The sequence below is a fragment of the Trichococcus pasteurii genome, from assembly GCF_900112935.1.
GTDB lineage: Bacteria > Bacillota > Bacilli > Lactobacillales > Aerococcaceae > Trichococcus > Trichococcus pasteurii.
In genome coordinates this window covers 20868-44364 of record NZ_FONM01000013.1, presented here as the reverse complement: position 1 = coordinate 44364, position 23497 = coordinate 20868, and the positions used below count along the sequence as shown (strand labels likewise).

Genomic DNA, 23497 nt, shown 5'->3' with positions numbered 1-23497 from the left:
AATTAGTTCGGTAATAGAGGGTGTGAGCGTCTGGCGGTTGTCCGATAAGTGCGAAGAATCGGACAAGCAGGCAGCATTAGCACTTGGCGTTGTCCGATAATCGGGAAGAATCGGACAACCAGCAATCTTAGATTATTTTTTTCGTACTTCCGATGGCAGACAGTGGAATCTGTTTTTATAGCACGTATAGAAATAGGTCTTGTTCGAGAAGCCGACTTCGGTCAGGATCGTCTGGATCGGGATTTCGGTGGATTCGATCAGCAGGTTGGCCTTCAGCAGCCGCTTTTCGTTCAGCAGTTCTGTGAACGTCTGGCCGCTGCGCTTTTTGATCATGTTGCTCAAGTAGTTTTTATTGAAGTTCAGTCGTTTGGATGCCGCGTCCAAGGTCAGCGTCGTGAACTCGGCATCAATCAGTTGGAGGACCTCGTAAAAGGGGTCCTTTTTGCTGAACGTTTCGCTGTACTCGTGCGGCAGGGAGCGCGCCAACTCATAAATCAGGATCGGCAAATAACTGCTGATGATCTTTCCGGAAAAGACTTTCGGGAAGAAATATTCATCGGCCATGTTGTTGATGATCTGCTTGATGTGTTCGTTCTGCTCGTTGCGGAACAGGATGAAGTTCGCGGCGTTCGTGTCAAGCGGGTTGTTAGTCAGCAAAATTTTGTAGAGGATGCTGTCGTTGTGGTTCATGTTCATCAGCCAGTTGATCGAGATGCTCTTGTTGTTGAAAAGGATGTTCAAAAGCAGATCGTCCTTGCCGAGCGCCTCGATGGAATGCTCGCTGCCGGTGTCCATCAACAAAATATCGCCTTCCTTCAACAGGTAAGGGACGCCGTTGATAATCTGGCGGCATTCGCCCTTCACGATGTAGTTGAGCTCGAGGAATTGGTGCGAGTGCTCCGGGTAGGCGGCGTAGCGGTTGTGTTTGCTGATATAGATATCCTTGTTTTCGAAAAACAGATGCTCCTTGATCTTTGGCGCCCGAGTCGCCTCCCCTTCCAGTTCCGGCAGATCGGGCACAAATTTATGCCGCTTTTTTTGTTCCTTTTCGATGACAGATTCCTGCGATAGCAGCGCAATCAAATCCATCCCAACACCTCCTGTATATTTGGTACTCACAACTCATTCAGTGACATTGTAGCATAAATCCAGAAGTTGTTTAATAGTAATGTAAACAATTACAAGACGGAGGTGTGAAATAAGTAAATGAAGTACTATACGATGATAGATATCGGAGCCTCCAGCGGTCGGATCATGCTGGCGGAAATAGATAATAAACAATTGGCGTTGCAGGAAGTGCACCGTTTCAAAAATGACTTCAGCCGCATCGACGGGTCCGACAGATGGGATATCGAAACCATTTTCCAGGAAATCCTGACGGGGCTATCGAAACTGAAGGCACTCGGCGTGACCGAATGCCATCTAGGGATCGATACATGGGCGGTGGACTACTGCCTGATCGGAATGGATGGCCAGCTGCTGCAGCTCCCGATCAGTTACCGGGATGAACGCACGAAAGATACGATGGAAAAAGTGGCGCAAGCGATCGACAAAGAGACGATCTACGCCAAAACGGGCATCCAATTCCTGAACTTCAATACTTTGTACCAACTGTATGAAGAGGACAAGGACTTGTTGGCCAGGACGGACAAAATTTTGATGATACCGGATTATCTGGCTTATCGGCTCACCGGGGAAATGGTCGGCGAAGTGACGAATGTGTCCTCTTCGCAGATGTTGAATCTCGAAACCGGCGAGTTCGACAAGGAATTGCTTGAACTTGTCGGCATCCCGAGAGAGAAGTTCCCGGAACTGGTTGTGCCAGGAACGAAAATCGGCGATGTGAAGGCTGATCTGACGGAAACTTATGACCTGCCCAAAATCGAAGTGATTGCTGCGGCGACGCACGATACGGCATCCGCCATCGTGGGTGTGCCGGCAGTGGGCGGGAAATGGGCCTACCTCAGCAGCGGAACCTGGTCATTGATCGGTGTCGAAAACGACGCACCGATCAATGACTGTCCCGCCTACGAAGCGAACTTCACGAATGAGTGGGGCGCTTACGGCACCTATCGTTTCCTGAAGAACATCACCGGCATGTGGTTCGTGCAGGAAATCGCGCGCAACCTGGATTACCGACACTCATACGGCGAAATGGCGCAGATGGCCTATGCAGTCGAACCATTCCTGCAGTATGTCGATCTGAACGATCCGCGCTTCCTCAATCCAGCAAACATGATCGCTGAAATCCAAGCTTATTGCCGCGAACGGGGCGAAATCGTTCCGGAAACGACGGGCGAATTGGTGATGTGCGTGTACAGCAATCTGGCTTTGGCCTATGCGCATGAACTGAAGAAAGTCGAAGCACTAACGCAGGAAACGATTGACGTGCTGCACATCGTCGGCGGCGGAGCGAATGTTAAATTGCTGAATCAGTTGACTGCCGATGTCACCGGTAAGCTGGTCGTTGCCGGACCTACCGAAGGCACTGCAATTGGAAACTTGCTTGTGCAGATGATTGCGGCTGGAGAATTTGCTGACCTGGCGGAAGCCAGAAAATGGCTGAGAAGTCAGATCCATGTAGAAGAATACCCACCAAACCCGATCGCAGACCGGGAGCACCTAAAAAAATACGAAGAAAAGATTGGAGTATAGACAAATGACTAAACCTATTGAAGAAGCATACACTTTAGCGAAACAAAAATACGCCGCCATCGGTGTGGATACGGATGCAGTACTTGAAAAATTAAGCCAAATCAAGGTTTCCTTGCAATGCTGGCAAGGGGACGACGTATTGGGATTCATGTTCCCTGATCAAGCCTTGACCGGCGGAATTTCCGTCAGTGGTAACTACCCGGGCAAAGCTACGACACCAGCGCAACTGCGTGCCGATTTGGATAAAGCCTTGAGCCTGATCCCTGGCAATCATAAAGTGAATTTGCATGCCATCTACGTGGATACGGACGAAAAAATCGACTTGGATCAGATCGAACCGAAGCACTACGAAAAATGGGTGCAATGGGCAAAAGAAAAAGGTCTTGGACTGGATTTCAATCCTACTTGCTTCTCCCATCCGAAATCGACAGACGGTACGTTGTCCAGCAATGACCCTGAAACACAAGCGTTCTGGATCGAACACGTGAAACGCAGCCGCAAAGTGGCCGCTTACTTCGGCGAAGAACTGAACCAAACTTGCGTGAACAACATCTGGATCCCGGATGGCTACAAAGACAACCCAATCGACAAAATGTCGCCGCGTGTACGCCTGCGCGATGCGTTGGATCAATGTTTGGAAGAAAAATTCGATGATGCGCACATGCTGGACGCAGTCGAAGGCAAACTCTTCGGCATCGGTGCAGAAAGCTTCACGACCGGTTCCAATGATTTCTACCTGTCCTACGCTTTGACAAGGGATATCCTGTGGACAATCGATGCGGGACATTTCCACCCAACCGAGGATGTATCCGATAAATTCACGGCCTTCCTGCCGTTCGGTAAAGGTTTGATGCTACACGTGAGCCGTCCGATCCGTTGGGATTCCGATCACGTGGTCATCTTGGATGAAGCGACTACCCGCATCGGCGAAACATTGGTGCGCAACGACTTGTTGGACAAAACTTTCATCGGCATGGACTTCTTCGATGCAACAATCAACCGTGTCGCAGCCATGGTCATCGGCGCGCGCAGCACGTTGAAATCCTTGTTGTTGGGTATGTTGAGCCCAATCGAAACATTGAAGGATGCCGAAAGCACAGGCGACTTCACAACCCGTTTGGCTGTTACGGAAGAAATGAAATCTTATCCATTCGGCGCTGTCTGGGAATTCTATTGCCAACAACAAAATGTACCAGCTGGTACGGAATGGCTGACTGAAGTAAAAGACTACGAACAAAAAATTCTTACGGAACGCAAATAAGGGGGAAATCATAAAAATGAAAAACATTTTAGAAGCACCATTCATCAAAGAAGTCATGCTGTTGACGGACGTCATGTACAAATTCGGCTGGCACGAAAGAAACAGCGGTAACTTGTCCTACTTGCTGAAAGAAGAGGAAATTACGGAATATCTGAATCTGAACGAAGTGAAACGCAACATTCCGATCGCTTTCGACGGCAAAGCATTGGCTGGGAAATATTTCCTGGTCACAGGAACAGGGAAATTCTTCAAAAACGTCATCCATGATCCGGCTGATGTCTTGGGTATCCTGAAAGTAACTGCGGAAGGCAACAGCGTAGACCTGTTATGGGGTTATGAAAATGGAGCGGCTCCTACAAGCGAATTGCCTGCTCATTTGATGTCGCACATTTCGCGCTTGTCGGTCGATCCTGAAAACCGTGTCGTTTACCACTGCCACGCCACCAACCTGTTGGCGATGTCCTTCTCATGCGAGTTGGATGAAAGAAGCTTCACGCGCATCCTTTGGAAAATGTGTACCGAGTCATTGGTCGTGTTCCCTGAAGGCGTGGGCATCCTGCCTTGGTTGATGCCTGGAACGAACGAAATCGGCGAAGCGACTGCTGAGAAGATGAAGGAATACCGTCTGATCGTATGGCCACACCACGGTTTGTACGCAGCCGGAAAAGATTTGGAAGAGTGCTTCGGCTTGGTCGAAACGGCTGAAAAATCAGCGACTGTCTACACACTAGTGCAATCTCAAGGCGGCATCAGACAGGAAATCACTGACGAACAACTGAGCAATCTTGGCAAACGTTTCTCTGTAACCCCAAGAGCGGGCTACTTGAACATCTAATTATATCAAAAGGGGATAATTGAAAATGGCAACTTTTTATGTACCGGCAATAAACCTGATCGGAATAGGCTGCATCAAGGAATTGGGCAGCAATGTGAAGGAACTTGGCTACAAGAAAGCTTTGTTCGTAACAGATAACTTTTTGGCCAAAAGCGAAATGATCGACGTTGTTTTGGCAGAGTTGGACAATGCGGCTATCGACTATGTGATCTATGCGGATGTCGATCCGAACCCGACTTGCAAAAACGTCAACGAAGGCGTGGCGATGGCACAAGCAGAAAACTGCGACTTCATCATTTCCTTCGGCGGCGGCTCTCCGCAGGATGCAGCGAGCGCCATCAGCATCATCCTGACGAACGGCGGCAAACCGCAGGATTACGAAGGCTTGCACAAATCCGCTAAAGCCGGTTTGCCGGTTGTGGCGATCAACACGACTGCCGGAACATCCGCTGAAATCACGATCAACTACGTCATCACTGATGAAGACCGCAAAGTGAAGATGGTTATGGTCGACAAAAACAGCTTGGCGAAAATTTCCGTGAACGATCCTGAATTGATGCTGACGATGCCGAAATCATTGACTGCGGCGACCGGGATGGATGCTTTGACACATGCGATCGAATCAATGGTAACACCGGGCGCATACGCTGTGACGGAAGTATTGGCAGCCGGAGCGATCGAATTGATCCGCGAATACTTGCCGAAAGCTGTCGAAAACGGAACTGACTTGGATGCGCGCGACAAAATGGTCAACGCCATCTTCTTGGGCGGAATGGCCTTCAACAATGCCGGCCTAGGCTACGTGCATTCGATGGCTCACCAATTGGGTGCCGTCTACCACTTGCCGCACGGCGTCTGCTGCGCAATGCTGTTGCCAATCGTGGAAGCCGAAAATGCCAAATTTGCGCCTGAACGTTTCCGCAAAGTAGCGAAAGCTTTAGGCTTGGCAGTGACAGCTGACGTAACCGATCAAGCCTGCGCGGATTACACGGTCGAAGAAATCAAACGTTTGTCCAAAGTTGTCGGTATTCCAACATCATTGAATGAGCTGGGCATCAAGGAAGAGGAATTCGATTATGACTACCTGTCCAAAAATGCCATGATCGATGCCTGCGCACCAGGAAACCCATTCACTCCGACATTGGAAGAAACGATTGCGATGTACAAAAAATTGTTCCAATAATCCAAACCTGGGCTAAAAAAACAACTTTTCCAAAAAATGCAGATAATCCGAATTTGTCCAAAAATAAGGTTATTTAAAACAAAGAAGAGCCACCTCGATTTTTGAGGCGGCTCTTCTTTGTTGTACCAAAATCCGGTTATAGAACTGGACGTTGGCTGTTGAGGAGGCTTAGAATACTGAACAGCCGACAGAAGATCGACCTCTCGGCTGTTCGTGCTACAAAGCACTCGGAACAGTTGACAAAAGCCAGACATTTCGGCTGTTCGCGTTGCAAAGCGCTCGGAACAGTTGACAAAAGCCGGACCTCTCGGCTGTTCGCGCTGCAAAGCGCTCGGAACACCCGACCCAAGAGCGAGCTCCCGAGCGATTGAGCGGTTTCGGGGCATCAGTCTTCCAAAAACAGATTCAGCTGCTGGCAGGCATAATAAATACCATCCCGCCAAACTTCCCGGGTGACAAAATCGGCTTTTTCTTTCAGCTGATCGATGGCATTACCCATGGCAACGGCGGTTCCGACCGCATCGAACATTTCCAGATCATTTTGCTCATCTCCAAAAGCCAACGATGATTCCAGCGGCAAGCCAAGGATGTTCAGGAGCTGCTGGATCCCGCAGGCTTTCGATACGCCATGGGGCAGGATATCCAATGTTTTCGGTGTGGATTTGACGACTTTCAATTCCGTCAACCAACTGCTGATGCCCTCGACGTCGGCGCTGTCAACCAGTATCTGCAGCACTTTCGACGGGTATTCCCCAGGTTTGAGGAAGCGGATCTCAACGCCACGGTCCAAGAGATTCTTCCGATCAGCGGAACTGAAGATTCCGTGAACAGTGTCATAGAATACATCAATCCCGCGTTGTTCGAAGCTAGTGTAGATTTCCTCCACAACATCCTGTTCGATCCAATTCTGGTAGATGCTCTTGCCATTCAGGGTGATTTCCTGTCCATTCGAGGTGATCATGCTGTCGATACCGAGAATGGAAGCCAAATCCAATACAGCTTCCTTGTGGCGCCCGGAAGCGATCACGGGAATGATTCCGGCCTGACGGATCTTATGGATGGCCTCTTTTGTGGATTCGGGTATGCCATCATTTATGTTGACTTTGTGATTGCTGGAATCGATCAAAGTGCCATCGATATCAAAAAAAGCGATCTGATACTTTGTCATAAGTAGTCTCCTTTGTTTGGGTCTTATTCTTTTAAAGGCAGTATGTGTGTAGCTTTATTATAGGCTGATTACGGAATTTAAAAAGGCTTTCGTTTAAATCTGGGAAAAAGTACCATTGATTTCATGCGAAAACAAGCTTATTCCGGACATAATGTTCAACCCAGATAAGTTGCTGGTGCATCCAGCATTCGGATCTGTTTGTGAACGTAGGCTTCGCCGGAGTTCGGAGCACGTATAGTATTAATCTATAACTGCGTATATTTATTAAGTGTTATCCTATATCCATTTTCCATGGCATACTGGAGCAACCTTCTGATAGACGCTGATCAGCAACTATCGGGACAGTGGTAAGACATCATGTTCGCAGTTTTCCCTGATGACTGGGAAGGGACTTGAAATAGCAGGAACCAAAAAAATGAAATGGAGGAATTCAAAATGAACAGTTCACTAATCGGTTTTCCAAGAGTAGGCAAAGGGCGCGAATTGAAATTCGCATCCGAAAAATATTTCAGAAAAGAAATTTCAGTAGAAGAGTTGGAGAAAGTCGCAAAGGGTATTAAGATAATGCACTGGAATCTGCAGCAAGCAGCCGGCATCAGCCACATCCCTTCGAATGATTTTTCATATTACGACAACTTGTTGGATCTGACGGTCTTGTTGAACGCGCTGCCCAACAGCTACAGACAGCTGGGACTGAACGAGCGCGACACTTACTTTGCGGCTGCGCGCGGCTATCAGGGCGAAGCAGGCGACGTCAAAGCGTTGGCGATGAAGAAATGGTTCAACACCAATTACCATTACTTGGTTCCGGAACTGTTCGACGATACCGAAATTAAATTGGTGGGCGACAAGCCTTTTACCGAGTACGCAGAAGCCAAAGCAATCGGCGTGCTGACGAAACCGGTAATCATCGGCGGATTCACTTTCCTGAAACTGGCAAAATACAAAGGCTCCAAAACAATAAATGATTTTGCCGACCAAGTGGCAAATGCCTATATCGCAATACTCAATAGGTTCAATGAGCAAGGTGTGGCGTGGGTGCAGTTTGATGAACCGAGTTTGGTCACCGATTTGTCCAAAGCGGATGTCGCGCTATTCACTGCCATATACGAAAAAGTGCTGGCGCATAAAGGCAATGTAAAAGTATTGCTGCAGACCTACTTCGGGGATATCCGGGACAGCTACGAAGAAGTGATTGGGCTCGACTTCGATAGCATCGGCCTTGACTTCATCGAAGGTAAACAAACCGTGGAACTTTTGGAAAGACATGGCTTTCCGGCTGATAAAACTTTGTTTGCCGGCGTCCTGAACGGGAAAAACATCTGGAAAAGCGACTACAAAAAGGTCATCGACTTGGTCAATGGGCTGGAAAAGTACAGCAACGACATCGTCATCAGCACTTCCTGTTCGCTGTTGCATGTTCCTTACACGTTGGAAAATGAGACGAGTTTGCCTGATGAAGTATCCCAGTATTTCGCGTTCGCGAAGGAAAGACTGCAGGAAATCAAAGAACTGACGGAATTGATCGGCACTTCCGGATATGAAGAGCAGGGAGCCTATCTTGCGAATCAGCAAGTCTTTTCAGCGGACCGGGTCTATGAAGACAAGCACGTGCAAGCATCCGTGGCGAGCTTGACGGAAAGAGATTTTGTCAGAAACGTTCCGAGAAAAAAACGGAGAGCGATCCAAAAGGAGAAACTGCAACTGGGTCTGTTGCCGACAACGACGATCGGTTCCTTCCCGCAGACGAGGGAAGTCAAGCAGAACCGCAGCAAATACCGCAAAGGCGACATCAGCAGAGCCGAATATGATGAAAACATCAAAGGATTTATCAAAGAATGCATCGATCTGCAGGAGGAACTGGGGCTGGATGTGCTGGTCCACGGCGAATCTGAGCGCAACGACATGGTTGAATTCTTCGGAGAAAACCTGGCGGGATACGTATTTACCGAAAAAGCCTGGGTACAGTCCTACGGAACAAGATGCGTCAAGCCACCGATCATCTTCGGTGATATCCGACGCGAAAACCCGATTACCGTGTTCTATTCGGAATATGCGCAGAGTCTTTCCGACAAACCGGTCAAAGGGATGCTCACTGGTCCGGTGACGATCCTGAATTGGTCGTTTCCGCGTGAGGACATTTCGCTGAGGGAGATGGCTTTCCAGATCGGTCTGGCGATTCGCGAAGAGGTTCAGGACTTAGAAGCGGCGGGCATCAAGATCATCCAAATCGATGAAGCGGCTCTGAAGGAGAAGTTGCCGATCCGCAGAGAAGAATGGGCTAGCGAATACCTTGATTGGGCGATTCCGGCATTCCGCCTTTGCCACAGTGGCGTGAGACCGGAGACGCAGGTGCATACGCATATGTGCTACAGCGAATTCGAGGAGATCGTACAGGACATCGATAACATGGATGCGGACGTCATTTCTTTCGAAGCCTCCCGTTCCAAACTGACGATCATCGATGCCTTGAAGGCGAACCAATTCGAAACGGAAGTCGGACCGGGCGTATACGACATCCACTCGCCGCGTGTGCCGAGTGTCGAAGAGATGGTGGCGGTATTGAAGAACGCGCTGACGAAGATAGACGAGGAAAACCTATGGATCAATCCCGACTGCGGACTGAAAACCAGAGGCATCAAAGAAACGAAAGAAAGTCTGGCCAATCTTGTGGCGGCGGCGAAAATCATCAAAGACGCAGTTTCGGTCTGAAAAGAGGTGAAGGCTGATGAAAATAGAATCCAAATTCCAAAAGAAAAAACCGGTGCTTTCCTTCGAAATTTTTCCACCGAAGCGCGATAAAGCGATCCAGAACATCGACGAGACACTGGCGATCCTGAGCGAACTGAACCCTGATTTCATCAGCGTCACTTTTGGCGCCGGCGGAAGCCATACGAATAACCAAACCGTTGAATTGGCAAAACGCATCAAACATCAATATGGGATCGATCCGCTGGTGCATTTGACTTGTCTGAATCATTCGAAATTCGAAATCTGTGAATTGTTGGAGGAATTGAGGGCTGCTGACATCGACAGCATCCTTGCCTTGCGAGGGGATACAAACCCGGCAGTAGAAGCGAAAAAAGACTTCCGGTATGCCAGCGATCTGGTCAAATTCATCAGGCAATACGGTGATTTTTCCATCAGCGGCGCCTGTTATCCGGAATGCCACACGGAATCGAAAAACAAAGTCGAGGACATCGCCCACCTGAAAGAGAAGGTGGACAGCGGAGTGCAGCATCTGATCTCCCAACTTTTTTTCGACAACAATGCCTTCTATTCCTTTCAGGAACATATCCAAATCGCGGGTATGCACGTGCCGGTCGAGGCGGGCATCATGCCAGTCATCAACAAGGCGCAGATCGAAAGGATGGTGACGCTCTGCGGGGCCTCTTTGCCGGAAAAGTTTTCCCGAGTGATGCACAAATACGAAGACAACAAAGAGGCACTTTTCGATGCCGGTATGGCCTATGCGATAAATCAGATTGTCGATCTGCTGGCGCATGACGTGGACGGCATCCATATCTACACGATGAACAATCCAATCGTCGCAAAAAGGATCTGCGACGGCATCAAAAATCTGATTTGATGAGAACTGAATGAGCAGGATTGGAATGATCTGATTATGGGAAAGAGAGATTTAAAAAATACGTTTGGTCAAACAAATAACCAGGTAGTGTACGAAAAGACCCAAAAATCACTAAAGCAATTCATTAAGCACAAATAACAAGAACCAAACCCCATAGCGGTGCTGTCTCATTTTGAGGCGGCGCCGTTTTTGTGTTCATATGCTGTCCTGGTTGCCCAACTCCGGTTGAGTGATACTCCCCGCATTTAAAAGATTTTTTCCTAAAGGTTTATGAATTTGATCGTGCAAGTTGCCTTTTTATTTAAATCGCAACGAACAAAGTGCATCAACATGAAGGAACGATCCATTGTTTACTCTAAATTCCGTTCAAGCAATACTCTCATTTGGTATTCCATGACATGAGGCGGGCAAGGTTTTTCATTCTTAAACCACCATTCCACTGCCCCAAGGTAAGCCGTTGCAAAAAAATGAAGAATAACCTCTTCATTTAAACCGGCATTTTTCCCTTCATTTACGTTTATGTCCCATCCATTCTTCATATCTTTGATGAGAAAATCAAGGAACCGAGTACGGAAGAAGGGGGCTCCTTTACTGTCTAACATCGCTGAGAAGAATGAATAATTGCTTTCGAAGTATTCGAACCAGCTTACACTTCCGTCCAAATAATCCATTTCATTTGCTGATTCGCACATTATCTGCATTTCATTGATATGCTCTTCAATGAGCTTATCAAGCAAATCAAATTTATCCAAATAACGGAGGTAGAAAGTTTTTCGGCTAACATCCGCTCTGTCAGCAATATCCTGTACAGTTATCTGATCCAAATTTTTTTCAGCCATCAGTTCTATAATAGCTTTTTTTAGTGCTTCTTGAGATTTGAGTATTCTTCTATCCACTTTAGTCATTGTTAAAGTCACCAATCTTTCTTGAAAATAATAACAGTATAATCAAATATTTTGCGATTAATACACAATTCCAACTAATTAGTGCACTAATACACTGATGTTAATTAATTGGGCATTGTAGATTTTTCCTTTCTGTTTATAGTTATACGCAGGTGTATCTTAATACACTGGTGTGTCTTTTCTGGAAAACACAAAAAATATTATAACTTTGAAAGGAGAAACTGATGTAAAAAATTCAAATAAGCTAAGAGTCCTATTAGGTTGCTTGAGCACGAATATATATATATGCATATTATACACACGTGTATTCTAATACACCACTGTAACTTTTTGAGAGTGAGTAATTTTGTATTGTCCCTCAAGATAAAGTTATTAAAAAGTATGTTCATGCAGTTTGTATTCTAAAATCAACATAAATTATTAAGAAAGATAGGTGGAAGCAAAATGAGTAAAAGGAATAATTTAATTTTGTTTATATTGACTACAGGAGTTTTCGGAATCATCAATACGGAAATGGGAGTTATCGGTGTGCTGCCTTTAATTGCTGAACACTTTGGTGTCAGTGTATCACAAGCGGGATTGCTTGTGAGTTTCTTTGCACTGGCTGTTGCTATATCCGGTCCCACTTTGCCGTTACTTTTCTCGGGTATAAATCGCAAAAAGGTATTATTGTTGGCGCTTGGTGTTTTCGTGGTTGGTAACCTTGTTTCCATCTTTGCAACAAACTTCAACGTTGCATTGATCGCTCGTGTAATTCCAGCTTTTTTACACCCAGTTTACATCTCAATCGCTTTGACGGCAGCTACTAGTTCAGTAAGTCAGCAGGAAGCTCCAAAAGCTGTTTCTAAAATAATTATGGGTGTATCGGCAGGTATGGTGATTGGTGTGCCGATTACTACTTTTATTGCAAATGCCGGTTCGTTGGAATTGGCAATGACATTCTTTGCAGTTGTTAACTCAGTAGCATTCATTGCGACATTACTATTTGTACCATCCATGCCCGTGACGGAAAAATTGTCGTATGGAAAACAATTGAGTGTGTTAAAAAAACCAATTTTATGGCTATCCATTTTTGCTGTTATCTTCATCAATTCAGCTGTATTCGGAGTCTACAGTTACCTTGCCGAATATCTAGAAAAGATTACGAATATATCCGGTCAAGCGCTAAGTTTAATGTTGGTTCTATTTGGTATAGCAAGTCTTGTAGGAAACATTGTGGGTGGGAGGGTACTTTCTAAAAATGCCCTCAAATCGGTAGTGTCTTATCCCTTCGTATTAGGGGCGGTTTACATCATGTTATTCTTAACTGGACAGTTCACTGGAGCTATGGTCATCATCGTTTTGGCATGGGGAATATTATTTGCTGTAGGAAATAATATTAGTCAATACTGGATTACGTCTGCTGCTCCAGAGGCTCCAGAATTCGCAAATGGACTGTTTCTGTCAGTCAGCAACTTAGGGATTACGATTGGCGCAACTGTAGGTGGATTATTTATCTCAGGAATGGGCATCCAATACGTCGTATTCGGGGGATTACTCTTCTTGGTCTTAAGTTTAGTATTTATTTTACTAAGAAACACTTTATACAATTCTGCAAAACATCGTTCTACTATCAGAAATTAAGTAAGCTTCCTTTCTATGGTTAGCGACAATAATCTCCTCTGATATTAGGGAAATAAAAATCTGACAAACTTTTTAACAGTAAGTACACATTTTTGAGAAATTTGTACACTAATACACGAATCCTGGATATTTAGGAATTGTAGACCTTCAAATTCTGACTATAATAATACACAGGCGTATCTTAATACACCGATGTATCTTTTGGGTGAATAGTAAAAATAAACTATGAGGAGGGTTACTTTTGAAAAATGTAATTTTGAACAATGGTGTTGAGATGCCGATACTCGGCTTTGGGGTTTATCAAATTAATAACCCTGATGAATGTGAGCAGTCCGTTTACAATGCGCTTACGGCTGGCTACCGGTTGATTGATACGGCTGCGGCGTATCTGAATGAAGAAGCAGTCGGAAGAGCCATCAAACGGAGTGGCGTGCCAAGGGAAGAAATATTTATTACAACCAAACTTTGGATTCAGGATGCTGGGTATGAGAACACGAAGAAAGCCTTCGCAAAATCACTGGAAAAACTGCAAGTGGATTATTTGGATCTTTATTTAATTCATCAGCCATTCGGTGATATATATGGTTCTTGGCGTGCTATGGAAGAATTGTATCGTAATGGAAAGATTAAAGCTATCGGAGTCAGCAACTTCAAGATGGACCGTCTGATTGATTTGATCGATCATAATGAAGTTGTTCCTGCTGTAAACCAGATTGAAACACATCCCTTCACCCAGCAAATCGAAAGTACTAAATTGATGAGAGAGAACCATGTTCAAATCGAGTCCTGGGGTCCTTTTGCTCAAGGAACAAATAATGTCTTTCAGAATGAACTATTAGTAACACTGGCTGAAAAATACAATAAATCCGTTTCGCAGGTGATTCTGCGTTGGTTGACTCAAAGAGGCGTCGTTGCGATTCCTAAATCTATCCGCAAAGAACGAATCATCGAAAACTTCAATATCTTTGACTTTGAACTAAGACAGGAAGATATGGAGGCGATTGCCGCATTAGACATGAAACAGAACCTTATCTTTGACCATTACGACCCTGAAAGCGTAAGACGACTCGGTAACGTTACATTTGAAATTTAATGCTCTCCAACAGAAATGACACTTAATAGAAAGAAGGATGAAACAAATGGAATATGTAAAATTTGGAAATACTGGTTTAGATGTATCACGAATCTGTTTAGGCACGATGGGGTTTGGTGTGCCATCAGATCGTTGGCCCCAAAAATGGGTAATTGATGAGGATCAGAGCCGTACGATTATTAAAAAGGCACTAGATTTAGGGATTAATTTCTTTGATACTGCAAATGTCTATTCAGACGGAATGAGTGAGGAATTTTTGGGTCGTGCTTTAAAGGATTTTGCCAAACGGGATGAAATCGTCATTGCTACAAAAGTCTTTTTTCCAATGCATGATGGTCCAAATAGTATGGGACTTTCTCGGAAGACGATTATGAGCGAAATTGATAAAAGTCTTGAACGTCTTGGTACAGATTATGTGGATCTCTATATTACGCATCGATGGGATTACAATACCCCAATTGAAGAAACGATGGAGGCTTTGCATGAGGTAGTGAAATCCGGAAAAGCTCGCTACATCGGGGCTTCTGCCATGTACGCTTGGCAGTTCCAGAAGGCGAACCAGATTGCTGAGAAAAACGGCTGGACAAAATTCGTATCTATGCAGAATCACTTGAATCTCATTTACCGGGAGGAAGAGAGAGAGATGTTGCCGCTTTGCAAGGAAGAAAAAATCGCTGTCACGCCATACAGCCCACTCGCATCAGGAAGATTGACACGTGATTGGTCAGAAACAACGCTTCGTTCGGAAACGGATCAAGTGCAAAAAACGAAGTATGATTCAACAGCAGATGCCGATCGATTAATCGTAGAGCGTGTTGCCGAACTTGCAGAAAAACAGGGTGTTCCACGCGCACATATTGCACTTGCCTGGCTTCTTCAGAAAGAACCAGTAATAGCTCCTATTGTTGGTGCGACAAAAATTTATCATCTCGAAGATGCAGTTGCTGCTCTTTCTGTTTCATTAACAGCGGAAGAGGTAGCATACTTGGAAGAACCGTATGTACCGCACGCAATTGTTGGACATAATTAATAGTTGTTAAATAATAGTCCATTAATTTAAATACTGGAAGGTGAGGGATAATCAATGGAAAATGTAAAGTTTGGAAACAGCAATTTGAATATATCAGGAAAGACTTTGGAAGGGAGCGTGGCACTCGTCACAGGTGGGAGCGCAGGGATTGGGTTCGGTGCTGCTAAGCAACTGGCCGAGGCGGGCGCATTCGTCTACATTGTCTCGCGGCGGCAAAAACAAATTGAAGAAGCGGCAGCTCGGCTCGGCCCATCCGTACGTGGCATCGCCGTTGATGTGACGAACAAGGAAGATTTGAAGCGCCTTGCCGAGACCATCCAGAAAGATCATGGCGGGCTCGACATCGTCTTCGCCAATGCAGGCGGAGGAAGACCGATTGCTCTCGAAGAACTTACCGAAGGGGATATCGATCACTTGTTAGGTGTCAATATCAAGGGCGTAATCTTTACCGTTCAGACGATGCTTCCGATTCTCAAAGACGGTTCTTCCATTATCTTGAACGCTTCGATTACTGCAGATATGGGTCTTCCAGGTTTTTCTGTTTATGCAGCAACGAAAGCAGCTGTCCGTTCGCTTGCACGCAGCTGGACAACAGATCTTAAGCATCGGCACATCAGAGTAAATACGGTTAGCCCGGGCGTTGTACCGACAGAGGGGTACCGTACCGAGCAGAAGATGACCGAAGAACAGGTGTCAGATTACGCGCAGCGAGTTACAAGTGAGATTCCCGTAGGGCGTGTCGGGACGCCGGAAGATATCGGAAATGCCGTGGTCTTTCTAGCTTCTGATTCGAGCAGCTTTATCACGGGGATTGATCTGGTGGTCGATGGTGGGCAGACACGAGTGTATCAAGGGAAAAATTAATCCAGTATCAATTAATGTCCTTTTACTTGTCGAACATATAGCTGGACTACATTCGGTGTTATATACTAAGAGAGGGAAGATGAACCATGATAACTTCAAAATCAGCCGAACAACACATCATTTGTGAATTGCGTTGTGAAACGCCTAACCGAGAAAAAGTACAAGAACACCTTTTGGAACTTGTCGGACCTGCACGACTTGAGGAAGGATGCCTTTACTACGATTTATACCAAAAACTAGAATTTCCCAATACTTTCTATATTCTGGATGGATGGGTTAATGAAAAGGCTGTTGAAGACCACACTAAGCATCCGAATGTCGCAAGAGTTATGGAACAATTGCAGCCGCTACTTGTGTATGGACCTCAGATTACACTGACCCAACGCGTAAGCGATCCATCCTAAGTGCAATTATCACAGGATCGAAGATTTCAAAATCCTACTTGAGCATACGTTTGCCCTGGCATGTTTTTTGTTCAGAAAAAATTGGATGTCGTCTTGATAAACAACTTTATTAAGAATAAAAGGTGATTTAATCCAGCGCTTGCAAGGGATAGAGACTCCCCGCATTTATGTGCCGGCCCCACAGATGAAGTCAGAAAAAAAGAGAGCTCCCGCCATTTCCGGCGGGAGCTCTCTTTACTTATTAGTTACTTTGAGTATTTTTTTTGGTCTGGAAACGCGGTCTTTGTGCAGCTTTTTGGCCGCCTCTTGGACCTTGCTGGTTTTTGACGCGGGTTCCGTTATTGCGCGCAGCAACCGGTTTTTTCGGTTGTGGTGCAGCTGCCTTAGTGCCTTCTTTCAACAGGAAAGGCTGATCTGTTACGACCGGAACTTTTCTCTGGATAAGTTTTTCGATGTCTCGCAACAAGGATGCTTCTGTTTCATCACAGAAGGAGATGGCTTTTCCGCCGCGTCCTGCGCGTCCCGTCCGTCCGATACGGTGAACATAGGTTTCCGGAACTTCAGGCAGATCAAACAAGATGACATGCGAAAGTTCAGGCACATCGATACCACGGGCTGCGATATCTGTCGCTACAAGAACGCTGGTTTTTTTGGTCTTGAAGTTTTCCAAAGCACGCTGACGCGCAGTCTGGGATTTGTTGCCGTGGATCGCTTCGGCTGAAAGTCCAGCCTGTAAAAGCTTTTTGACGATCTTGTTGGCGCCGTGCTTCGTTCTTGAGAAGACAAGCGAGCGCTCCACTGTATCTTCCTTCAGAAGGTGGATAAGCAGATCGGTTTTGTCGGTCTTGGCTACGGGATAAACGCTTTGGTGGATGATTTCCACAGTGGAGGAAACCGGCGTGACTTCCACCTTCACCGGATTGGTCAAAATGGTCCCCGCAAGTTTTTCGATTTCAGTCGGCATAGTCGCTGAAAAGAACATGCTTTGGCGTTTCTTAGGCAATTCACGGATGATGCGGCGTACATCATGGAGCATCCCCATGTCCAACATCATATCGGCTTCGTCCAGGACAAAGAAATCTACCTGGTTCAGTTTGATGTATCCTTGTCCGATAAGGTCCAACAATCTGCCTGGCGTCGCCACAAGGATATCCGTTCCGCGTTTCAGCGCGGTTGTCTGAGGATTCTGAGAAACACCGCCAAAAATGACTTGGATCTTCAATGGAAGGTATTTTGCGTAAATTTGGAAGCTTTCCCCGATTTGCAAGGCAAGCTCACGGGTAGGGGCAAGGATCAGGGCTTTGATATTACCTTTTCCAGCTGTTCCTGCTTCTGTTAGGTTCTGCAGAATCGGGAGGGCAAAGGCAGCGGTCTTACCGGTACCAGTTTGGGCGCAACCCAACAAATCCTTGTTGTTCATCAGATGCGGAATGGCATCTTCCTGGATGGGCGTCGCTTTCGTGTAGCCTGCCTCTTTCAGTGCGCGCAGCAGGTTTTGGTTCAATTCTAGTTCTTTAAATAACAAATGGATCTCCTTCAGCATGCTCTGCATGCATTTGATTTTAGTGGGTATGTTTCGGGTCAGGGCAGTTTGGGAAAGAGAGTCGGACTCCCGTTTGCCAAATTCCTCACCGCGAAACGTTATATAGGTTCTCTGAGCAACAGCGTGACTGGCCTACTATATCACAAATGGAAGCAAAAGTCATAGAATTCCATTTTTGAAGGAAATAAATAGGTTGCAAAGGAGGGCGGGGAGGAGATGAGGAATCCAAAATAACCCGCCAAAAGCATTTTGGCGGGCTGAAATACATAATTTTCGTCAGAATTCCCCGCCAAGTCCTATAGCAGTTCCCATTTCTTCGCCGCTTCTGTTTTGCGCTTGAGGCTGTTGAGGTTTTTCGTGTATTCGCGCGCGTAGAGGATCGAAAACAACGTATTCAGTATGTACTCAAAGGATATCTGAGAAGAGAAGGTGCCGACTTTGAAGAAATCGAACTCATCATAAGGCACCTCGATCACTAGGTCGCACAGCTTGCTCGTTGGTTGCTCCGTATTTGCCGTCAGCAGGATGCAGGGGATCTTCATGGAATTCAGATATTTGATGATCTTTCTGTGGTTGGTTGAATTGCCGCCGTAACTGATGAACAGAGCACAATCGGCTTTGCCCATGCTCATGGCATTCCAGGCCGCTTCGCCGTATTCGTCGCCAATGATCAGATGCTTGTTGATTTTGATGAGTTTGTTCTGGTAGCTGCGGGCGCGGATCTGGGAATCGCCCGTACCGAAAAGGAAGATCTTATCCGCCTTTTGCAGCAGATCCACCGCTTTGTTCAGTTTGTCCTTTTCCAGTTTCACCAAGGTTTTTCTGATCGTTTCGATCGTCAGGTCGGCCATTTTTTTGGCGATGTCCATCGAACCGTCCATCGGCAGGAACGGGAAGTTGGGATCGACGTTTGTCGGCGTATGTTTGTTGCTTTGGATTTCGTGGATCAGCGCCACCTTGAAGCTGCGATAGCCTGAAAAACCCAATTTCTGGCTGAGCCTGATGATTGCTGAATGGGAAGTGAAGGTGTTTTCTGCAAGTTGCTGGATCACCATATCGGGCACATCATCCAAGTTTGTCAAAATGTAATCAGCGATTCTTTGCTCGGTGTCCGTAAAACTTTCTTTCAATTTCAATTTTTTCAGCAAACTCATCCTGTTCCCTCCATATATAACGTATCCAGCAATGATTCGATCCACTTAACCGATCCGGTATTTCCTTCAATATAAGCAATAAACCCCGAAAAGGCAACTGCCAACAGCAAATTACAAAGGATATTACTATAGGCGCTGAACATTATGTTCAGTGTTTTACAAGCAAATCGGATTTGCATTGAACAGCAGGTCCCATCTGACGTAAAAGCGTTTTCGTGAAGGCTGGTATTCCCTATAATGAGGCCATGCAAGAGAAATGGAGGAATTATTTTATGTTAACAATCGCTTATATCGGCGGCGGGAAAAGTGCCCACCGTTATCACATGCCCTTCTCCCTGAAAAACGAAAACATCCGCATCAAGACAATCTTTTCTCCGGTACAAAACGATGCCTGGGAAAAAGTGCCAGGAGTTCTTTACACAGACAACATTGAAGACATCTGGAGCGATGATGAAGTCCAATTGGTAGTGGTGTCCACGCCATCAGACTTCCATTATCAATATGGCAAAATGGCCCTGGAAAAAGGCAAGAACGCGCTGGTTGAAAAACCCTTCACGAACACTTCCGCAGAAGCTAAAGAACTGTTCGCCTTGGCGAAAGAAAAAAATCTCTTTATCCAGTGCTACCAAAACCGCAGATTCGACTCGGATTTCCTGACTGTTCAAAAAGTGATCGAGAGCGGCGTTCTGGGGGATATCCTGGAAGTCGAAATGCACTACGACTACTTCAGACCAGAAATTCCGGAGTCCATCACAAGCTTTTCTAAGGTCAACAGCTACCTGTATGGGCATGGTTGCCATACAATCGATCAGGTCCTGTCCTACTTTGGCAATCCGGAAAGTGTCACGTATGACGTCAGACAGCTTTTGGGAAAAGGTCGTTTCAATGATTACTTCGATTTGGACCTCTTCTATCCGACCAAAAAAGTATCCGTCAAATCCAGCTATTTCCGCCTGAAGGAACGTCCTAGCTTCATCGTGACCGGCAAAAAGGGCCAATTCGTCAAACAGACCAAAGATCGCCAAGAGGAGCACCTAAAAATGTTCCATATGCCTACGAACGCTGATTTCGGGATCGATTTGCCGGAACATTACGGCATCCTCACGTATATGGATGACGCGGGCTGTTACCACGAAGAGAAAGTCGTTTCCGAAGTTGGAGATTACGGTCGGATCTATGCCGGCGTCTATGAGTCAATCGTCAATGGAAAAGAAAAAATCGTCAAAGATGAAGAGACCATCCGCCAGATCGAAATTCTTGAAGAAGGCATCAGCACAATCAAGGAATAATATTAGGAGGTCATAAAAAATGGAGAACTTATTGAATAGTCTTGAGGAAAAATTGACTCCGATAGCGGTGAAACTGGAACAAAACCGCTATTTGAGCGCTGTAAAGAACAGCTTTATGTCAGCAATGCCGCTTTTGATCATCGGCTCCTTCTTTATCTTACTAGCCTACTTGCCGATTAACGCTTATACCGAATTCATGTTGAATACATTCGGAGCCGATTGGCAGCGGATGTTCACGATCCCGAACAACATTTCCATGAGTATGATGACCGTTTACGTTGTGGTCGGGATGGGTAATGAATTAGCTAAATCGTACGGACTGGACAATATGGCCGGCATCTTTGCGGCATTGGCATCCTTTTTCGTAGTCACACCGATGCACGCTTTCGCAGAGGAAGGCTTGGGAATCGGGATTCCATTAGGGAACCTGGGAGCTGCCGGATTATTTGTTGGTATCCTGATTGCAATTATCGCAATTGAAATTATGCGCTTCACCGACAAAATGGGCTGGAAAATCACAATGCCTGATTCGGTTCCGCAGAACGTATCGAAGTCCTTCTCAGCCTTGATTCCGGTTGCGCTGGTCATCGTTTTCTTCAACTTCGTGCGCATCGGATTCGAACAGACCAGTTACGGCGATGTGCAAACGTTCATCTTCAATAACTTGCAGACACCATTAACGGCTTTAGGAAGCACATTGCCGGCGACCATCGTCGTGCTCATCATTGAAGGTATTCTTTGGTCATTTGGTCTGCACGGTGCGAACATTGTCGGGAGTGTAATGTCTCCGATTTGGTTGACCTTGACAGCTGAAAATGCTACGGCGCTGGCAGCTGGGGATGTTATTCCGAATATCGTGACTTCTCAGTTTTATAATAACTTCATCAAAATCGGTGGATCGGGTGCAACGTTCGGTCTGTGTCTTTTGCTTCTGTTCGCAGCCAAATCCAAGCAGTTCAAAGCGTTGGGCAAATTGTCGATCGGTCCGGAAATCTTTACGATCAATGAATCGATCATTTTCGGCATGCCGATCGTATTGAACCCGATCATGATCGTTCCGTTTCTCTTGGCACCGATTATCATGGGCGTTGTCGCATTTTTTGCAATGAGCACGGGGCTCGTACCTTATACCAATGGGGTGAACATTCCTTGGACCACTCCTCCGATCATTGCAGGATTCCTAGTTTCAGGTTGGAGAGGAGCCGTATTGAATATCGTCCAAATCGCTCTTTCTGCTGCCATCTACTTCCCGTTCTTTAAGATAGCGGATAATTTGGCGGTCAAACAGGAGCTGGAAAACGACGAAGAAGTACAGCATCAGATGGATGCTGTTGAAGCATAGAAACTGAATAAGAATACAAAGAATCGAAAAAAGGAGTCTTATATATGAAACTTGCAATACTAGGATCGGGACAGATCGTCATGGATTTTCTGACGATGGCGAAGGACTTGCCGGATACGGAATTGGTCAGCATGTTCGGCATCGAAGCGGAACGCGCGAAAATGGAGGGCCTGGCAAACACATACAGCATCGGGAAAATATATACGGACTATCAAGAAGTCCTGAATGATCCGGAGTGCGACACCATCTATGTGGGACTGCCAAATCATCTGCACTACACATTCACGAAGCAAGCATTGGAGAACGGAAAACATGTGATCTGCGAAAAACCATTCACGATCAATTCAGCTGAATTGATCGAACTGAAGGAACTGGCGGAAAGTAAAAATCTGATCCTGGTCGAAGCGATTACGACAAGATATCTGTCCAACTATCTGGCGATCAAGGAGCAGATCCCTCACTTGGGGGATCTGAAGATCATCGAATGCAACTATTCCCAGTATTCTTCTCGATACGATGCCTTCAAGAAGGGAGAAGTTTTGCCCGCCTTCAGTCCGAAAGCAGGCGGCGGAGCGTTGATGGACATCAATATCTACAACATCCACTTTGTCGTTGGGATACTTGGGAAACCCGACTCGGTGAAATACCTTGCGAATGTCGAGCGAGGGATTGATACATCCGGCATTCTTCTGTTGGATTACCCTGGTTGCAAAGTGGTCTGCATCGGGGCGAAGGATTCGGCAGCACCGATACGATCCATGATTCAGGGCGATAAAGGCTCCGTTGTACTGAATGGCCCGCCGAATCTCTGCGATTCTTTTGTAGTGAACCTGAACGGCCAGGAGAGCCAAGCATTGGACAAGAAAGTACATCCACACCGGATGTACGAGGAATTCCGCGAATTTGCGCGCATGATCGAAGCCAAAGATTTTACGAAAGCCAAGGATATGCTTGAGCAAAGCCAAGTCGTGATGGAAATCGCCGAAGAGGCGCTGGCAGGCGCCGGAATCATTCTGGGGTGACGGAATAGAGATAAGGGTGGGGCTGTCTCAAAATGGGACGGTCCCGTTTATGGAAAGGTGCATATAAGTGGATAAAGTCGAGTTATTGGAACAGGAACAGACGCTGCAATTTGAAGCATTTACGCATGAAATGGGCTTGGAAATCGCGCAACGAGTCATCAAAAAAGTCAAGGAACTGGCAGGAAAGCCTGTCGGCATAAGGATCGTGCATAATGACTTGCTGATTCTGCATTATTTGATGGATGGCCGCAGGGAGAGCCCTTGGTTGAACCGGAAGGAAAAGACGGTTATGGACAGCGGACACAGCTCCCTCTACACTTTCCTCTATGCGGATGACGTACCCCAATATAAAGAATGGGAGAGCAGTCCGGAACATGCTGTTTGCGGCGGGGGATTCCCGATCATCGAAAACGGGGAAGTCACGGGCGCCATCTGCGTTTCCGGCTTGGAACATCTGGAGGACCATAAATTGATCGTCGAATCAATGGAAGAAGTATTGGCCTCGCAATATTAAGAACGTTGCTGACGGATTTGAGA

20 protein-coding genes are annotated in these 23497 nt (G+C 46.2%); 15 read left to right on the top strand and 5 right to left on the bottom strand.

Annotation, left to right across the window (positions count from 1 at the left end; translation table 11 throughout):
* Positions 1 to 132 precede the first annotated feature (132 nt).
* Entirely contained in the window at positions 133 to 1089 is a 957-nt protein-coding gene (locus BM184_RS10855) for a helix-turn-helix domain-containing protein (RefSeq protein ID WP_086941967.1), read from the bottom strand.
* Between the two features lie 117 nt (positions 1090 to 1206).
* Between BM184_RS10855 and rhaB the strand changes: the two genes are divergently transcribed.
* Genes rhaB through BM184_RS10835 form a run of 4 tightly spaced genes read left to right on the top strand, consistent with a single transcriptional unit; the run spans position 1207 to position 5934 of the window.
* Positions 1207 to 2655 carry a rhamnulokinase gene (rhaB, locus tag BM184_RS10850; RefSeq protein WP_086941968.1) on the top strand — a complete coding sequence of 483 codons (1449 nt, stop codon included), beginning with the start codon at positions 1207 to 1209 and terminating at the stop codon, positions 2653 to 2655.
* A 4-nt stretch (positions 2656 to 2659) separates the two neighbouring features.
* A complete protein-coding gene (locus BM184_RS10845) occupies positions 2660 to 3916 on the top strand; it encodes an L-rhamnose isomerase (RefSeq protein ID WP_086628891.1) in 1257 nt (418 codons plus the stop codon).
* A 10-nt stretch (positions 3917 to 3926) separates the two neighbouring features.
* Positions 3927 to 4751 (top strand): rhamnulose-1-phosphate aldolase, encoded by an 825-nt coding sequence (gene rhaD, locus BM184_RS10840; RefSeq protein WP_218151031.1) that lies wholly within the window; start codon positions 3927 to 3929, stop codon positions 4749 to 4751.
* 25 nt (positions 4752 to 4776) lie between these two features.
* A complete protein-coding gene (locus tag BM184_RS10835; RefSeq protein WP_086941970.1) occupies positions 4777 to 5934 on the top strand; it encodes an iron-containing alcohol dehydrogenase in 1158 nt (385 codons plus the stop codon).
* Positions 5935 to 6319: 385 nt separating this feature from the next.
* On the opposite strand, the gene BM184_RS10830 is transcribed toward BM184_RS10835, so the two are convergent.
* Positions 6320 to 7102 carry a Cof-type HAD-IIB family hydrolase gene (locus BM184_RS10830; protein WP_086941971.1) on the bottom strand — a complete coding sequence of 261 codons (783 nt, stop codon included), beginning with the start codon at positions 7100 to 7102 and terminating at the stop codon, positions 6320 to 6322.
* Positions 7103 to 7537: 435 nt separating this feature from the next.
* On the opposite strand from BM184_RS10830, the gene metE reads away from it, so the two are divergent.
* Positions 7538 to 9814, top strand: a complete 2277-nt coding sequence (gene metE, locus BM184_RS10825) for a 5-methyltetrahydropteroyltriglutamate--homocysteine S-methyltransferase (protein WP_086941972.1) — start codon at positions 7538 to 7540, stop codon at positions 9812 to 9814.
* Between the two features lie 16 nt (positions 9815 to 9830).
* Entirely contained in the window at positions 9831 to 10691 is an 861-nt protein-coding gene (gene metF / locus BM184_RS10820) for a methylenetetrahydrofolate reductase [NAD(P)H] (protein ID WP_086941973.1), read from the top strand.
* A gap of 350 nt (positions 10692 to 11041) precedes the next feature.
* Here metF and BM184_RS10815 read toward each other — a convergent pair whose 3' ends face one another.
* Positions 11042 to 11596, bottom strand: a complete 555-nt coding sequence (locus BM184_RS10815) for a TetR/AcrR family transcriptional regulator (protein WP_086941974.1) — start codon at positions 11594 to 11596, stop codon at positions 11042 to 11044.
* A 444-nt stretch (positions 11597 to 12040) separates the two neighbouring features.
* On the opposite strand from BM184_RS10815, the gene BM184_RS10810 reads away from it, so the two are divergent.
* The 5 genes from BM184_RS10810 (at position 12041) to BM184_RS10790 (ending at position 16610) form a co-directional block, all read left to right on the top strand.
* Positions 12041 to 13219, top strand: a complete 1179-nt coding sequence (locus BM184_RS10810; protein WP_086941975.1) for an MFS transporter — start codon at positions 12041 to 12043, stop codon at positions 13217 to 13219.
* A 241-nt stretch (positions 13220 to 13460) separates the two neighbouring features.
* A complete protein-coding gene (locus BM184_RS10805; protein ID WP_086941976.1) occupies positions 13461 to 14312 on the top strand; it encodes an aldo/keto reductase in 852 nt (283 codons plus the stop codon).
* A 46-nt stretch (positions 14313 to 14358) separates the two neighbouring features.
* The gene (locus BM184_RS10800; protein WP_086941977.1) at positions 14359 to 15342 is read left to right on the top strand and encodes an aldo/keto reductase; all 984 of its coding nucleotides are present in this window, start codon (positions 14359 to 14361) and stop codon (positions 15340 to 15342) included.
* Positions 15343 to 15396: 54 nt separating this feature from the next.
* Positions 15397 to 16206, top strand: a complete 810-nt coding sequence (locus BM184_RS10795; protein WP_245830565.1) for an SDR family NAD(P)-dependent oxidoreductase — start codon at positions 15397 to 15399, stop codon at positions 16204 to 16206.
* Positions 16207 to 16292: 86 nt separating this feature from the next.
* Positions 16293 to 16610, top strand: coding sequence for a putative quinol monooxygenase (locus BM184_RS10790; protein WP_086941978.1), 318 nt, complete (start codon positions 16293 to 16295; stop codon positions 16608 to 16610).
* Between the two features lie 241 nt (positions 16611 to 16851).
* Here BM184_RS10790 and BM184_RS10785 read toward each other — a convergent pair whose 3' ends face one another.
* Positions 16852 to 18135: a DEAD/DEAH box helicase gene (locus BM184_RS10785; RefSeq protein ID WP_086941979.1), complete on the bottom strand. Its 1284-nt coding sequence runs from the start codon at positions 18133 to 18135 to the stop codon at positions 16852 to 16854.
* Positions 18136 to 18449: 314 nt separating this feature from the next.
* The gene (locus BM184_RS10775; protein ID WP_086941981.1) at positions 18450 to 19307 is read right to left on the bottom strand and encodes a MurR/RpiR family transcriptional regulator; all 858 of its coding nucleotides are present in this window, start codon (positions 19305 to 19307) and stop codon (positions 18450 to 18452) included.
* Between the two features lie 272 nt (positions 19308 to 19579).
* On the opposite strand from BM184_RS10775, the gene BM184_RS10770 reads away from it, so the two are divergent.
* The 4 genes from BM184_RS10770 to BM184_RS10755 all read left to right on the top strand — a co-directional run bounded on the left by BM184_RS10770 (position 19580) and on the right by BM184_RS10755 (position 23474).
* Positions 19580 to 20596 carry a Gfo/Idh/MocA family oxidoreductase gene (locus BM184_RS10770; RefSeq protein WP_086941982.1) on the top strand — a complete coding sequence of 339 codons (1017 nt, stop codon included), beginning with the start codon at positions 19580 to 19582 and terminating at the stop codon, positions 20594 to 20596.
* Between the two features lie 19 nt (positions 20597 to 20615).
* Positions 20616 to 21938 carry a PTS sugar transporter subunit IIC gene (locus tag BM184_RS10765; RefSeq protein ID WP_086941983.1) on the top strand — a complete coding sequence of 441 codons (1323 nt, stop codon included), beginning with the start codon at positions 20616 to 20618 and terminating at the stop codon, positions 21936 to 21938.
* Positions 21939 to 21982: 44 nt separating this feature from the next.
* Positions 21983 to 22960 carry a Gfo/Idh/MocA family protein gene (locus tag BM184_RS10760; RefSeq protein WP_086941984.1) on the top strand — a complete coding sequence of 326 codons (978 nt, stop codon included), beginning with the start codon at positions 21983 to 21985 and terminating at the stop codon, positions 22958 to 22960.
* Between the two features lie 67 nt (positions 22961 to 23027).
* On the top strand, positions 23028 to 23474 hold the full coding sequence (locus BM184_RS10755) for a heme-binding protein (RefSeq protein WP_245830567.1): 447 nt from the start codon (positions 23028 to 23030) through the stop codon (positions 23472 to 23474).
* The last annotated feature ends 23 nt before the right edge of the window (positions 23475 to 23497 follow it).